Annotated in this window: 14 protein-coding genes; 12 read left to right on the top strand and 2 right to left on the bottom strand. The window is 57.8% G+C overall.

Going from position 1 to position 14242, the window contains the following annotated elements; all coding sequences use genetic code 11:
- Nucleotides 1-13: 13 nt before the first annotated feature.
- From AC4FIA_RS00985 to AC4FIA_RS00930, 12 genes are all read left to right on the top strand, one after another.
- Nucleotides 14-1216, top strand: a complete 1203-nt coding sequence (locus tag AC4FIA_RS00985; RefSeq protein WP_490364359.1) for a 1-acyl-sn-glycerol-3-phosphate acyltransferase — start codon at nt 14-16, stop codon at nt 1214-1216.
- A 174-nt stretch (nt 1217-1390) separates the two neighbouring features.
- On the top strand, nt 1391-2677 hold the full coding sequence (ccrA, locus tag AC4FIA_RS00980; protein WP_103909200.1) for a crotonyl-CoA carboxylase/reductase: 1287 nt from the start codon (nt 1391-1393) through the stop codon (nt 2675-2677).
- Between the two features lie 348 nt (nt 2678-3025).
- Nucleotides 3026-3754, top strand: coding sequence for a helix-turn-helix transcriptional regulator (locus AC4FIA_RS00975; protein WP_490364358.1), 729 nt, complete (start codon nt 3026-3028; stop codon nt 3752-3754).
- Nucleotides 3755-3823: 69 nt separating this feature from the next.
- A complete protein-coding gene (locus tag AC4FIA_RS00970) occupies nt 3824-4459 on the top strand; it encodes an acyl-homoserine-lactone synthase (protein ID WP_490364357.1) in 636 nt (211 codons plus the stop codon).
- 159 nt (nt 4460-4618) lie between these two features.
- Nucleotides 4619-5320 (top strand): outer membrane protein, encoded by a 702-nt coding sequence (locus tag AC4FIA_RS00965; RefSeq protein WP_490364356.1) that lies wholly within the window; start codon nt 4619-4621, stop codon nt 5318-5320.
- Between the two features lie 75 nt (nt 5321-5395).
- Nucleotides 5396-6931: an ATP-dependent DNA helicase gene (locus tag AC4FIA_RS00960; protein WP_490364355.1), complete on the top strand. Its 1536-nt coding sequence runs from the start codon at nt 5396-5398 to the stop codon at nt 6929-6931.
- The gene (locus AC4FIA_RS00955; protein WP_490364354.1) at nt 6928-7659 is read left to right on the top strand and encodes an SDR family oxidoreductase; all 732 of its coding nucleotides are present in this window, start codon (nt 6928-6930) and stop codon (nt 7657-7659) included. The genes AC4FIA_RS00960 and AC4FIA_RS00955 overlap by 4 nt, the downstream gene beginning before the upstream one ends.
- Before the next feature lie 201 nt (nt 7660-7860).
- Nucleotides 7861-9492, top strand: coding sequence for a long-chain fatty acid--CoA ligase (locus tag AC4FIA_RS00950; RefSeq protein WP_490364353.1), 1632 nt, complete (start codon nt 7861-7863; stop codon nt 9490-9492).
- Nucleotides 9482-9925, top strand: coding sequence for a MaoC/PaaZ C-terminal domain-containing protein (locus tag AC4FIA_RS00945; RefSeq protein WP_103909193.1), 444 nt, complete (start codon nt 9482-9484; stop codon nt 9923-9925). The genes AC4FIA_RS00950 and AC4FIA_RS00945 overlap by 11 nt, the downstream gene beginning before the upstream one ends.
- A complete protein-coding gene (locus AC4FIA_RS00940) occupies nt 9925-11160 on the top strand; it encodes an acyl-CoA dehydrogenase family protein (protein ID WP_490364352.1) in 1236 nt (411 codons plus the stop codon). Before AC4FIA_RS00945 ends, AC4FIA_RS00940 begins: the two co-directional genes overlap by 1 nt.
- Nucleotides 11160-12173: a phosphotransferase family protein gene (locus tag AC4FIA_RS00935; RefSeq protein ID WP_490364351.1), complete on the top strand. Its 1014-nt coding sequence runs from the start codon at nt 11160-11162 to the stop codon at nt 12171-12173. Before AC4FIA_RS00940 ends, AC4FIA_RS00935 begins: the two co-directional genes overlap by 1 nt.
- A complete protein-coding gene (locus AC4FIA_RS00930; protein ID WP_103909190.1) occupies nt 12173-12580 on the top strand; it encodes a PaaI family thioesterase in 408 nt (135 codons plus the stop codon). Before AC4FIA_RS00935 ends, AC4FIA_RS00930 begins: the two co-directional genes overlap by 1 nt.
- A gap of 9 nt (nt 12581-12589) precedes the next feature.
- Here AC4FIA_RS00930 and rpe read toward each other — a convergent pair whose 3' ends face one another.
- Complete coding sequence (gene rpe / locus AC4FIA_RS00925; protein WP_490364350.1) at nt 12590-13276, bottom strand: ribulose-phosphate 3-epimerase; 687 nt, start codon at nt 13274-13276, stop codon at nt 12590-12592.
- A gap of 30 nt (nt 13277-13306) precedes the next feature.
- Entirely contained in the window at nt 13307-14242 is a 936-nt protein-coding gene (locus tag AC4FIA_RS00920; RefSeq protein ID WP_490364349.1) for a 2-hydroxyacid dehydrogenase, read from the bottom strand.

Here is a 14242-nt window from a genome sequence, read left to right as displayed (position 1 = left end):
TTTCCGCCGCCGAATGGAGCGCGTGGTTGCGCGGCTGAATGAACGGCTTGAGACGCCGATCCAGCCGTTCAAACTGACGCGCCGCTATGACCTGATCCAGCGCTTGCTTTATGATCCTGCGGTCAACCGTGCGATCCTTGAGTATGCTGCCGAGGAAGGCGTGCGCGAGGACGTGGCCTTTGAAAAGGCCCGCAGCTATGCCCGTGAGATCGTGCCCGCCTTTTCAGCTAGCGCCTATTTCGGAGTGGCGATCCGTGCAGCGCGGGCGTTGTCGCATTTTCTATATGACGTCGAAGTCAGCTATCGGGACGAAAGTCATCTGCGCGATGTGAACCGCGATGCCACCGTGGTTTTTGTCATGAACCACCGGTCGAACATGGATTATGTGTTGATGACCTATCTGGCGGCGGATCGTTCGGCTTTGTCCTATGCGGTGGGGGAATGGGCGCGAATCTGGCCGCTTTCGGGGTTGATCCGTGCGATGGGCGCCTACTTTATCCGGCGCAAGTCGCGGACGCCTTTGTATCGCAAGGTGCTTGAACGGTACGTGCAACTGGCGATCGAAGGGGGTGTTGCGCAAGGCATCTATCCCGAAGGCGGCCTTTCACTGGATGGCAAACTGGCCCCGCCGAAGCTGGGTCTGCTTAAATATATCAGCGAAGGGGCGCGTGAAACCGGAACGCCCGTCGTCTTTGTGCCGGTCGCCTTGAACTATGATCGGGTGCTGGAAGATACGATTCTGATCAATGCTGCATCCGAAGGCCACCGCCGGTTCCGGTCGTCTGTCTTTAAGGGGCTCGGCTTCGTGGTGAATCAGGTCTGGCTGAAATTGACAGGCCGTTACGAAAGGTTCGGCCGCGTGGCCGTGCGTTTCGGTGATCCATTGGCTTTGAATACCTGTCCGGACAAATCGGTCGAAGACCTGAGCGCACTTTTGATGGACCGCATAAAAGAGGCACTGCCCGTCCTTCCGGTGCCGTTTGTTTGCCAGCAACTTCTGAAATCCGAAATCCTGACGGAAGACGAACTGATCCAGACGGCCGAGATGGAGCTTGGGGCACAGGTGGGCAACGTTGCGTCATTTGTTCGCGGTGGAATTGAAATATTATTGCGTCGAAAAGTGATCGTCGCCACAGAAAACGGCTATTTAATCGAGTCGGATAGGGTGCAACTTGCTGAATTTTATGGAAATTCCATCCCGCTAAGTGATGGTTGAAGTTGCCGGGGTGTTTGCGGACGCAGCATAAATTTCTGCATCCGCGGGGTCATAAAATTACAATATAGCCTTAAATCTTGTTGAAATGTTGCGCGGCGGTCGATATTTCCCCTGTATCAGCTGCGATTCTGCATCGCGGCATATGTGGACATAACCAACTAGACGGAGGTTCCTATGGCTCTGGATACGCAAACCAGCATCGCGGACTACGACGCGCCGGAAAAAGATCTGTACGAAATCGGCGAAATGCCCCCGCTCGGCTACGTGCCGAAAAAGATGTACGCATGGGCCATCCGTCGCGAACGCCATGGCGATCCCAAGACAAGCTTCCAGGTAGAAGTTGTCGACACATGGAAGCTGGACAGCCACGAAGTGCTGGTTCTGGTTATGGCCGCTGGCGTTAACTACAATGGCGTCTGGGCCGGCCGCGGTGTTCCGATCAGCCCCTTCGACGTTCACGGTCAGGACTACCACATTGCTGGTTCCGACGCGTCCGGTATCGTTTGGGCCGTAGGTGACAAGGTCAAGAACTGGAAAGTTGGCGACGAGGTTGTCATCCACTGTAACCAGGATGATGGCGACGACGAACATTGTAACGGCGGCGACCCGATGTTCTCTGATTCCCAGCGTATCTGGGGCTACGAGACTGGCGACGGTTCCTTTGCTCAGTTCACCAAAGTTCAGGCGCAGCAGCTGATGCCGCGTCCCAAGCACCTGACTTGGGAAGAGTCCGCCTGCTACACGCTGACACTGGCAACAGCATACCGCATGCTGTTCGGCCACCACCCGCACGAACTGAAGCCGGGCCAGAACGTTCTGGTTTGGGGTGCGTCCGGTGGTCTGGGTTCCTACGCGATCCAGCTGGCGAACACAGTTGGCGCAAACGCGATCGGCGTGATTTCGGACGAAAGCAAGCGTCAGTTCGTTATGGATCAGGGCGCCAAGGGCGTTATCAACCGTAAGGACTTTGACTGCTGGGGTCAGCTGCCCACAGTGAATAGCCCCGAATATAACACGTGGCTGAAAGAAGCCCGTAAGTTCGGCAAAGCGATCTGGGAAATCACCGGCAAGGGCAACAACGTCGACATGGTGTTCGAACACCCCGGCGAAGCAACCTTCCCTGTGTCGACTCTGGTCGTGAAAAAGGGCGGTATGGTTGTGATCTGCGCGGGTACATCCGGCTTTAACTGTACCTTCGACGTTCGCTACATGTGGATGCACCAGAAGCGTCTTCAGGGTTCGCACTTTGCCAACCTGATGCAGGCCGCTTCGGCAAACCGCCTGATGTGCGAGCGCCGTCTTGACCCCTGCATGTCCGAAGTTTTCCCGTGGGCGGAAATTCCGGATGCGCACATGAAGATGATGAACAACGAACACAAGCCGGGCAACATGGCCGTTCTTGTTCAGGCTCCGAAGACAGGTCTTCGCACGTTTGAAGAAGCTCTCGAGGCTCGCTCGTAAGTCAGCGCTCTCCCCGTCTGACACGACAGCCCCCGTCACCCATCAAGGTGGCGGGGGCTTTTTTCTGTTTTTTTACTTTTCAAAGGTAAGGAAATCGCAGCCCCGCTATTTCTGGGGGGATAGAATTCGCGAATTATGTGATTATTCGGTTCGTGTTATAGTTGTTATTAACGAACTGTTAACTAATTGGGGATGACTCTTTCATGAAGAATGATTGGATAATTGACGTTCTCACGGACCTGCAAACGTTCGCACGAACCAACGCCCTTCAGTTGCTGGCAGAGCAGCTGGAAGACGCAAAAATGGTTGCGCATGTCGAAATGGCGTCAAAGGGAAAAGGGACCCACAGTGGGCCACGCAGTACTGACGCCATTTTCGGATACAACCCTGTCGAGGTTGGAACTAGCCGCCTCGGCTGAGGATCTGCAATCAATCATCGAAACGCTGCGCGACCAATTCGGGGTCGACCACATCGTTTATCACTGGGTGAATTCCAACGGTGAACAATACGGTGTCGGCACCTACAGCGAAGATTGGGTATCGCGCTATCTTCAGAAAAACTACCTGCGCATTGATCCGGTGGTGCAGGGGTGTTCGCAACGGTTTCATCCGACCGACTGGAAACAACTGGATTGGTCATCCAAGGCCGCGCGATCCTTTTATCGCGATGCTGTTGAACACGGGATCGGCAATCAGGGCTTTTCCATTCCGATCCGTGGCCCGAACGGCCAATTCGCGCTTTTTACGCTCAGCCACAATTGCAGCGATACCGAATGGTCCGATTTCACCGAACAATACCGGCGTGACCTGATCCTGATCGCGCATTTCTTTAACCAGTCCGCATTAACGCTCGAACCCGACAGGCAGCCAGAGGCCGTGCCAAACCTGTCGCCACGGGAAACCGATGTTTTGACACTGTTGGCCACGGGCCATTCCCGCAGTCAGGTGGCGAACACCCTTCAGATTTCCGAGCATACCCTGCGCGCCTACATCGAAAGCGCGCGGTTCAAATTGCGCGCCTTGAACACGACCCATGCGGTTGCGCGTGCGTTGCATCGTGGACTGATCGTTATCTGACCGTTCGGTCGCGTTAACCCTTATTAGTCTCTGCATATCAGCCTGCATTCATCCAACGGGAGAACGCAGATGATACGATTTCTATACGCAGACCAACTTGCACATTATCCGAAGCTTCTGGCGACTATGTTCAAGGATCGCGCCGACCAGTTTCATACCCGCCTTGGCTGGGAAGTGACGGTCGATGAAAACGGCGAAGAGCGCGATGAATATGATGATCTGAACCCGCTCTATGTAATCTGGGAACGCCCTGACGGAACGCACGGTGGCTCCATGCGTCTTCTGCCAACGACGGGCCGGACGATGGTGAACGAACATTTCACCGACATCATCGGCGGCGGCACAATCGAAAGCCCCCTGATTTGGGAATGTACGCGGTTCTGCCTAGCGCGCGAAACCTGTCCGGGCACAGCGGCCGCGCTGATGCTGGCAGGCGGCGAGATCATGAAAAACATGAACGTCAGCCACTACGTCGGTGTGTTCGATGCCCGCATGGTCCGCATCTACAAACGCATCGGATCGTCACCCGAGGTTTTGGGTAGCATGGGCGAAGGTCGCAGCCGAATTAGCGTTGGATTATGGGAGTTCACCGCGGACGCGCAGGCAAAGGTGGCGGCAAGCGCTGGAATCTCGCCTTATACAATCCGTAAATGGTTCGAACATTCGTTCGGCACGTCGCCTGTAGCCCTAAGGATGGTCGGGTAACGGCACTACTGCCATAGGTTGCTGCGTCACTGCCAATTTGGTGCAGCAATGGCACAAAAACGTATCTTTTGATCGCAAAAACGTGATGTGTAATGCGCCTTACAACTGGAATTGGTAGCATTTCTCAAAGACGCTTTTTGCTTTTTCAGGAGGTTACCAATGAAAACGGTTCTCGGAATGTCCGTCGCGGCACTGATCGCAGGTTCGACAGCCGCATCTGCCGAAGGCCTGAGTTTCTCGAACATGTATGCGGGCCTGTCGCTGGGCACGGCGACGAATTCGGTCGAAAGCGGCGGCTTCAACAATGCGGGCCCTCACGAAAACCAAAACTGTGAGACCGCAGGTATTTGTGCCAACAAAGATAGCCGTGCAACAGGTAGCCTGACATTCGGTTTGTCTGAAGTCGCGCGTTTGTCTGAACGCAATACAGTTCGCGTTGAATTTGAATTGACCAAATACAACGACGCCGATTTCGTAACCGGCAGCTTCCCGGGCGGTCCTAACCCGGAATTCTTCTATGATTTGGCTATCGAAGGCCAAACAGCGGCATTCGTGAACGCCTATGTCGATTTTCAGGCAACAGACCAAATTACCCTTTTCGGCGGTTTAGGCTTCGGTACGACCCAGTATGAAGTTTCCGTGGATGATGGGGTGGTCAATGGCTCCAAAGATGTGCGCAATTCGGCCTATAACGTGGGCGTTGGCGTAAGCTACGCCGTAAACCCCCGCTTCGAGCTGTATTCACAAGTGCGCCACGTAAACTTTGGTAAGGCGGACGTGGAACTCACGAACGGTGATGGCAACTACACGCTGGACCTGAAGGGCAACGAATTCCGCACAGGTCTGCGCATCAACTTCTGATAAAAAACAGCCGGAGCAGCGATTGTTCCGGCTGCCCTACTGGCGGCGCTGAATCCCAGCGGATAGGGTGCCGCCATGACACTGACTTCCGTATCCTTTTCCGACGATCAGGCAGATGCCTATGATGCCATCGCAGCCATGCTGCGGGGGGCGGGTATTGATCTGGTCGACGGCATGGTTCTGCCTGCGCCTGAGGGCAAGAACCAGATCCGCGCGATCATGGGAAAGGCCGGATCGGGTAAGACGCTTTTGCTGGCAGAGCTGTATAAGGCGCTTGAGGCGACAGGGGTTGAGGTCGTGTCAGGCGATTACGAAAGCCGCCGCCGCAAGGAAAAGCGCACGCTGGCCATTCTGGCCCCAACCAACAAAGCGGCAAGTGTTTTGCGCATGCGCGGCGTGCCCGCGACAACGATCCACCGCATTCTGTACACACCTGTGTATGACCCCGAGTACGAACGCATCGCCGAATGGCTGATGGGCAATGACGAACGCCCAGACCTTGAGGAGCTTTCGGACGAGGCGTTGGAGCGCGCCAAGGCGTCTTATGAACTGCACAAATCGGTGCCTGCTGCATTGGCGGCTGCCGGTCTGCGCGGCTCTGATTTCATCACTGGTTGGAAGCGGCGCGAAGACCCTTTGGATATCGGCTTTATCGACGAAGCATCGATGCTGGATGACCGGCAATTCGACGATTTGCGTGATATCTTTCCGAACCTTGTTCTGTTCGGTGACCCGGCCCAGTTGGCGCCGGTCAATCAGTCGGGCACGATGGTGTTCGACAAGCTGGCGGATGTTCAGAAGACCGAGTTAAAGCGCATCCACCGGCAGGATGCGGATAACCCGATCCTTGATCTGGCTCATGCTCTGGCCGATCCGCAGTTGAGTTTCGAAGACTTCGAGAGGATGGTCGAAGACACCGCCCGCAAGGACGATCGCGTTGTCTGGGGGCAGCGGGTCGAGGTTGACCTGATGGCCCGTTCGCCGGTTCTGGTCTGGCGCAACGCCACGCGCATTCGCCTGATCAACGCGTTCCGGTCTGTCTATGGCGCGCCTGAAACCGAACTGCTGGAAGGGGAGCCGCTGATATGCGACGGCATCGAACTGCCCCTGAAGCATCGCAAAAAACGACTGGATCTTGAAGCCCGCGGCCTGATCAAGGGTGCGCAGGTCGTCTACCTCGGGCCCGGTCGAAAGCCGGGATTTTCGCGATTGCATGTGATGGGCGCAGAAGACCCGCAAGTTTCCGCCGCCTCGATCGTGAAGATCGAAAAACCTGATGAAGAAGAACCGTTTATTCCCTACGCTGCCCGTATGGGGGCCACGTTTTTGCACGGGGCAGCCGTGACGATCCACAAGGCGCAAGGGTCACAGTGGGAAGAGGTGCAGGTGTTTGCGCCCGACCTGTATGCTGCTGCCCGCATGGGGCGGACAGAGGCAGGTCAGCCATTGTGGAAACGTCTGGCCTATGTGGCAATCACGCGGGCCTCGGGGCGGCTTTATTGGGTGGTGCGCAACAGGCTGTCGCGCCCGTCCCAAGGTCTGAATGTCGATGATTTGCGCAGTGCGCCAGCAGCGGCACTGACGCTTGAGCAGGAAGCTGATTTGATATGACAAAATCCATTCTGGTGACGGGGGCAAGTTCCGGTATCGGGCGCGCGGTGGCCGAACATTTTCTGGCTCAGGGATGGGTTGTCGGGCTCTTGGCGCGGCGTGAGGAAGAACTGGAAAAGGTGGCGCGTGGTCGGGACAATGCGGTTGTTTTGCCTGCTGACGTCACCGATGCCCGCGCAATTCATCTGAAATTCGGCACCTTCGCCCGCAGCGCTGGCCGTTTCGACGTTCTGTTCAACAACGCCGGTCTTTTCGGCCCTGCCGCACCTATCGATGAGGTGTCCTTGGACGACTGGGATCAGGTATTGCGCGTGAACTTGCACGGCATGTTCGTCTGCGCGCGTGAGGCGTTTGGTCTGATGCGGGCGCAATTGCCCATGGGGGGACGGATCATCAACAACGGGTCGATTTCGGCCCACGTGCCGCGTGAAAATTCGGTCTGCTACACCACGACCAAACACGCGATCACGGGCCTGACCAAATCCCTGAGTCTGGATGGACGGGAATTCAATATCGCCTGTGGTCAGATCGATATCGGCAATGCGCGGACCGATCTTCTGGAAGGCATTATTGAAACCAATCGTGCCAAGGGCATTGCGGAACCTGCCACGATGGACGTGGCCGAAGCGGTGAAATCCGTGGCGTTGATGGCGGACCTGCCGCTGAATGCCAATGTCCAGTTCATGACTGTGATGGCAACCAAGATGCCCTATATCGGCCGCGGCTAAGGCCCCATGGTCAGGACGCCTCCGGCGGAGGTATTTGCGGACAGAAAATACAAAATTGTTGTGCGCCGTTAGGCCATTGGTCGCGGATACAGAGGTTTCTTTCGTGTCTTTCGTTACGTCACGGCAGCTTTGCTGTTGCACGGCGGCGAAAGCCGCGTTCAGATTGTATACGAAGATTTGCAGAAGGCAGGGGAGGGCCAGATGCAGGCAATGATGATGAATCAGCCGCTCTCGATTATCGAGATTTTGCGCTACGCGGCGGGCGCGCATCCGGGCGCAGGGATCGTTTCGGCCAGGACCGAGGGTGACATCCGCCGCGAAACCTATGCCGAAGCCTATGCGCGGGCAGGGCAGTTGGCCCATGCGATGGCGCGTCTGGGGGTCAAACTTGGCGACCGCGTCGCGACTTTGGCGTGGAACGGGTATCGCCATTTCGAATTGTACTATGCGATTTCGGGGATGGGGGCGGTCTGTCACACGATCAACCCGCGCCTGTCCGCAGAACAGATGCTGTATATCATCGACCACGCAGATGATCAGGCGTTGTTCTTTGACGTGACCTTCACGCCGATCTTAGAGGCGCTGAAAGATAAGCTGCCTTCGGGGCTGAAGCTGGTGGCGATGACCGATGCGGCGCATATGCCGGACAGCACATTGGATTTGCTGTGCTACGAAGACCTGATCGCGGATGAATCTGCGGATTTTGATTGGCCTGAACTGCCCGAGGATACGGCGGCGGGTCTGTGCTATACATCCGGCACCACAGGCAACCCGAAAGGCGCGCTGTTTTCCCATCGTTCGACGGTTCTTCATGCATTTTCGATCTCGATCGCGCTCAGCAAATCGTTGACGGAAGGCGGGCGCATTCTGCCGGTTGTTCCGCTGTTCCACGTCAATGCGTGGGGCCTGCCCTATTCGGCGCCGATGACGGGCGCGTCGTTGGTGATGCCGGGGCCGAACCTTGATGGGCCGTCTTTGTTTGATCTGATGGACGCAGAGAAGGTCACATCGGCATGGGGCGTCCCGACCGTCTGGCTGGGCCTGCGCGCCGAAATCGACAAACGCGGCCGCAATCCCGAAGGGTTCTCGCAGGTCGTGGTCGGCGGCTCTGCCGCGCCGCGCTCGATGATCGAAGGGTTCGAGAAATCCGGCGTCGAGGTGTGCCATGCGTGGGGCATGACGGAAATGAGCCCTGTTGGTACGCAGGGGCTGTTGTCTGAGTCGATGAAAGACCTTCCCTTCGAGGCGCAGATGGACCTGAAATCCAAACAGGGGCGTCGTGTCTTTGGGGTCGAGTTGAAGATCGTCGACGACAACGGCAACAGGCTTCCCCACGATGGCAAGGCTGTGGGCGAATTGTTCGTGCGCGGCAACACCATCGTGTCTGGCTATTTCAACAATCCCGAAGCGACGGCAGCAGCCATTGATGCCGAGGGTTGGTTCGGCACTGGCGACGTGGCCAGCATTGATGAGCAGGGCTTCCTGACCATTCAGGACCGGTCCAAGGACCTGATCAAATCGGGGGGCGAATGGATTTCGTCAATCGATCTGGAAAACATCGCCATGGCACATCCCAAGGTCGCCAATTGCGCGGTGATCGCTATTGCCCATCCGAAATGGGACGAACGGCCTTTGCTGGTTGTGGTTCCTGCGGGCGATGAAAAGCCCGAGCTTTCCGAAATCCACGACATGATGTTGCAGCATGTCGCCAAGTGGCAATTGCCCGATGACATGGTGTTCGTCGACAGTCTGCCTTTGACCGCGACGGGCAAGATTTCCAAACTGACCCTGCGCCAACAATTTACGGATTACGTGCTGCCTGATGTTCGCTGAATTATTCGCAAGCCCCGAACCGAAACTCAGCCGTTGGTATGAAATGTCCGAGGACCGCGTGCGCGCCTTTGCGGATGTGACCGAGGACTGGCAAGCCATTCATCTGGACCCTGACGTGGGCCGTGCGGCTGGTTTTGATGGGGCGGTTGTGCATGGCTATCTGGCGCTGTCGATGTTGTCGGCCATGTCCTATGACGTGCTGCCCGATCTACCCGCTGACTGCGTGTCGGTGAACTATGGATTTGACCGTGTGCGGTTTATCGCGCCGGTCCCTGTCGGTGCCCGCGTTCAAGGGCGCTTTCAAATGTCGGAAATCGAAGAGAACGAAGGCTCTGCCCGCGTGCGCTGGGATGTCAGCATCACGTGCGAAGGCAGTGAAAAGCCGTCAGTGGTCGCCGATTGGCTGACCTATTTCAAAAGGAAGGATGTGTGATGGATCTAGGGATCACGGATCGGGTACGCCCGCTGATCGATGCGGTGCGCGACATGGTCGAAAACGAAATCGCCCCGCTGGATGCTGAATTCCACGCCGAGGTCGGAACACACCCGTCGGGCGACCGGTTCAAGCACACAGGCCGTCAGTTGGAAATTCTGGACGGGCTGAAGGCCAAGGCCAAGGAACGCGGGCTTTGGAATTTCTGGCTGACAGACAGTGACCGTGGCTATGGCCTGAGCACCGTGGAATACGCCTATCTGGCCGAGGAGATGGGCAAGGTCACCATCGCGGCCGAGGTGTTCAACTGCAACGCGCCTGACACCGGCAATATGGAAGTGCTGGAACGTTACGGCGAAGAGTGGATGAAAGACCGCTGGCTGGTGCCGCTTTTGAACGGCGATATCCGGTCGGCCTATGTCATGACGGAACCCGATGTGGCGTCGTCCGATGCAGCCCAACTGGCGTTCGAGGCGCGGCGCGATGGCGACGACTACGTTCTGAACGGTGACAAATGGTGGATTTCCGGTGCGGGCGATCCGCGCTGCGGGCTGTACATCGTGATGGCTTGCACCGACCCGGATGCGCCGAAACACCAGCGCCACACCATGTTTGTGATGGATTCTGACACGCCGGGCATCGAAGTGCTGCGCGCTATGCAGGTGTTCGGAGCGGATGACGCACCGCACGGCCACATGCACCTGCGGTTCACCAATGTGCGCATCCCTGCCAAGAACATTGTTCTGGGCGAAGGGCGCGGGTTCGAGGTCGCTCAGGGCCGTCTCGGACCGGGTCGTATTCACCACTGTATGCGTGCCATCGGTCAGGCGGAAAAAGCGCTGGAACTGATGTGTACACGCGGCCTGTCGCGCGAAGCATTCGGCAAACCTATTGCCGAGCTTGGTGCGAACTATGACATCATCGCCAACGCACGGATGGAGATCGAGATGGCCCGTCTGCTGTGTCTGAAAGCGGCGTGGATGATGGACAGCGCCGGTGTGCGCGCGGCCCAGCCGTGGATTTCCAAGATCAAGGTTATCGCGCCCTTGATGGCCGGTAAGGTGATTGACGAAGCGATGCAGCTTCACGGTGCCAAGGGCATTTCGCAGGATATGACGCTGGCCCATATGTGGACCCACGTGCGCACGCTGCGCTTTGCGGATGGCCCCGATGCAGTGCACCGCCGTCAGGTCGCGCGGGCGGAACTGCGGAAATACACGCAGGCCAACGTCTGATGGCGGACATTGATCTAAGCAGCGTCGCTGCGTGGATGACTGACAACGTCGCGGGCTTTGAAGGCCCGCTGACGGCAACAAAGTTCGACGTGGGTCAGTCCAACCCGACGTTCCTGCTGGAAGGGCCCAAGGGGTCATACGTTCTGCGTCGCAAGCCGCCAGGTGTGTTGCTAAAATCGGCGCACGCGGTGGACCGTGAATTCCGCGTTCAAAGCGCGCTGGCGGATACCGATGTGCCGGTGCCGCAGATGCTGGCGCTGTGTGAAGATGACGCTGTCACCGGATCGATGTTCTACGTGATGGAGCACGTGAAGGGTCGCAATATCGACGACCCGTCAATGCCGGAGGCGACCAACGCCGAACGCGAGGCGATCATCACGGAAATGGCGCGCGTATTGGCGGCGATCCATTCCGTTGATCTGGACGGGGTCGGCCTGTCCGACTACGGCCCGCCTGGAAACTATTACGAACGCCAACTGGCCCGCTGGACCAAGCAATACCGCGCGTCTGAAACCGACAGCATTCCCGCGATGGAGACGTTGATCAACTGGCTGGGTGCCGAGATGCCCGAGGTCGACGGCCAGCGCACGCTTGTCCATGGGGACTACCGCATCGACAACATGCTGTTTGCGAAGGATGGCACGGAATGCTTGGCTGTTCTGGATTGGGAACTGTCCACCTTGGGCCACCCCTTTGCCGATCTGGCGGGTGTCATCATGCAGTGGCAGATGCCCGTCGGCCCCGAGGGCCGCGGCCTTGCCGGTGTTGATCGTGCCGCGCTGGGCCTGCCTTCTGATGATGCGTTCGTAGACTTGTACTGCCAGATGCGCGGCATCAACCGGCCCGAGCGTTTCGGCTACTACGTTGCCTTTGCCTTCTTCCGCATGGCGGCGATCCTGCAAGGCGTGAAGAAACGTGCGCTTGACGGCAATGCATCCAACCCCGAAAAGGCATTACGACTGGGGGCTTATGTGCCCCGTTTTGCCGAAATGGGGCTGGAGGCCCGCGCCTGATGACAGAACTCGATCCGCGTTTTCACGAACCGCCCTATAACTTCGCCGCCCATCTGGGGATGCGCATGGTGGACTGGAAAGAGGACTATGCGCGGTTCGAGATTGATCTGGAAGATGTGCATTCGAACCGCCACGGCAACCCGCACGGCGGCGTGCATGCGTCGCTTCTGGATACGGTCATGGGCTATGCCGGTTGCTGGACGGGTGATCCCGACGTGCAGCAAATGGCGCTGACGCTGTCTTTGAACGTGCAGTACCTGTCCCGCCCGCTGGGCAAGACTTTCATCGGTGAAGGCTGGCGTACAGGTGGGGGCAAATCCACCTTTTTCGCTGAAGCCACCGTCAAGGATGAAACAGGCGAATTGATCGCCAAGGGAACAGGTGTTTTCCGCTACCGCAAACGGTAAAGGCGCGGCTTACAGCGCGCCTTCTGCCGCCGCGCGGATGGCGCGCATGTTGTCGCCATAAGGCGCAGGGTTGCTGACCGACCCGCCACGGAACGCAGCCGATCCTGCAACCAGAACATCGGCACCGGCAGCGGCCACCAAAGGTGCCGTGGTCGGATCAACACCACCGTCGATTTCGATGTGGATTTCACGATCGCCTATCATGCTGCGCAGCTTGCGCACCTTGTCGGTCATGTCGATGAACTTCTGACCGCCGAAACCGGGGTTCACTGTCATCACACAGACCAAATCGGTCAGGTCCAGCAGGTGTTCAACCGCCTCGGCAGGGGTGCCGGGGTTCAGTGCGACGCCAGCCTTGCAACCCGCCGCGCGGATGGCTTGCAGCGTGCGGTGGATGTGGGGGCCTGCTTCGACGTGCGCGGTGATGATGTCAGCACCGGCCTTTGCGAAGGCGTCGATATAGGGATCAACCGGCGCAATCATCAGGTGCACGTCCATGACGGTTTTGATGTGCGGGCGGATCGCGGCGCAAGTGGTCGGGCCAAAGCTGATGTTCGGCACAAAGTGACCGTCCATGACGTCAACGTGGATCCAGTCAGCGCCCTGCGCTTCGATGGCATCGATTTCTGCACCGAAATTGGCGAAATCGGCAGCAAGGATGGACGGGGCGATTTTGATGGAACGGTCGAAGGTCATGGGATTCTCCATTAGCTTGGCGCGCTGCTATCAGTAACCGGCGGTGCGGTCCACCACATGGAGCAGAGCCTCGCCCGTTTCGTTGCGATGAATGTTCATGGCCACCACTTGTGCGGCTGTTTTGGGACGTGTCGCCGACGCGATATGCGGTGTGATCGTCACCTGCGGATGTGCCCAGAACGGATGATCCTGCGGCAATGGCTCTATGCGGAACACATCCAGCGTGGCGTGGGCAATCTGGCCACTATCCAAGGCCGCGATCAGCGCATCGTCATCGATCAGCGGGCCGCGACCGGGGTTGATCAGGAACGCGCCCTTGGCGGCCATGTTCAGCGTGTTCGAATTGATCACATTGGTAGTGGCGGGCGTGTCCGGCAGCAACAACACGATGATCTGAGCATCGGTCAGGGCATCTGTCAGCCCGTCATTGCCATGGTGGCAGGTGACGCCGTTGACCGATTTCTCGGTACGGCTCCAACCGTGCAGGTCGAACCCAAGCGCCACCAGTTGCGCCGCGCAGGCCTGTCCCAACTCGCCCAGCCCAAGCATCGCAACCTTCCGTTCGCGCGCTAGTGGCGGGGGCTTGGGCGTCCACTTATGATCGGGGTTCTGAATATGCGCATCCATCCCCAGATGGTGGCGCAGGACATGGCCCGTGACCCATTCGACCATGCCTTGGGTCAGGCCCGCGTCATCGACCATCCGGCACAGGGGAACGGTCAACGTCTGGTTTCCGACAACCTTTTCAACGCCCGCCCATAGGTTCAGAACAGCCTTCAGTCGCGTGAACGGGGTAAAGTCCTTCACCTTTGAATCCGGCGAATACACGATGTAGTCCACCTGCTCCGGCGAAACGTCGGTGGCCAGCGTGTAGTCGAGCCCCCGATCATCCAGTGCGTCACGCAAAAGTGGTTCGTATTCCTCCCATTGGGCGGAATTTGCGGCGAACTGGATCGTCAGTGTCAT

It is taken from the genome of Thalassococcus sp., assembly GCF_982780845.1.
The sequence above is the reverse complement of the archived record's forward strand: the minus strand, read 5'-3'. Positions and strand labels throughout refer to the sequence as shown.

Coding starts and splice junctions, on each gene's coding strand:
- AC4FIA_RS00970 (WP_490364357.1), top strand. CDS start 3,824: ATGATACGATTTCTATACGCAGACCAACTTGCACATTATCCGAAGCTT.
- AC4FIA_RS00935 (WP_490364351.1), top strand. CDS start 11,160: ATGGCGGACATTGATCTAAGCAGCGTCGCTGCGTGGATGACTGACAAC.
- AC4FIA_RS00940 (WP_490364352.1), top strand. CDS start 9,925: ATGGATCTAGGGATCACGGATCGGGTACGCCCGCTGATCGATGCGGTG.
- AC4FIA_RS00985 (WP_490364359.1), top strand. CDS start 14: ATGGAGCGCGTGGTTGCGCGGCTGAATGAACGGCTTGAGACGCCGATC.
- AC4FIA_RS00945 (WP_103909193.1), top strand. CDS start 9,482: ATGTTCGCTGAATTATTCGCAAGCCCCGAACCGAAACTCAGCCGTTGG.
- rpe (WP_490364350.1), bottom strand. CDS start 13,276: ATGACCTTCGACCGTTCCATCAAAATCGCCCCGTCCATCCTTGCTGCC.
- AC4FIA_RS00960 (WP_490364355.1), top strand. CDS start 5,396: ATGACACTGACTTCCGTATCCTTTTCCGACGATCAGGCAGATGCCTAT.
- AC4FIA_RS00955 (WP_490364354.1), top strand. CDS start 6,928: ATGACAAAATCCATTCTGGTGACGGGGGCAAGTTCCGGTATCGGGCGC.
- AC4FIA_RS00965 (WP_490364356.1), top strand. CDS start 4,619: ATGAAAACGGTTCTCGGAATGTCCGTCGCGGCACTGATCGCAGGTTCG.
- ccrA (WP_103909200.1), top strand. CDS start 1,391: ATGGCTCTGGATACGCAAACCAGCATCGCGGACTACGACGCGCCGGAA.
- AC4FIA_RS00920 (WP_490364349.1), bottom strand. CDS start 14,242: ATGACACTGACGATCCAGTTCGCCGCAAATTCCGCCCAATGGGAGGAA.
- AC4FIA_RS00930 (WP_103909190.1), top strand. CDS start 12,173: ATGACAGAACTCGATCCGCGTTTTCACGAACCGCCCTATAACTTCGCC.
- AC4FIA_RS00950 (WP_490364353.1), top strand. CDS start 7,861: ATGCAGGCAATGATGATGAATCAGCCGCTCTCGATTATCGAGATTTTG.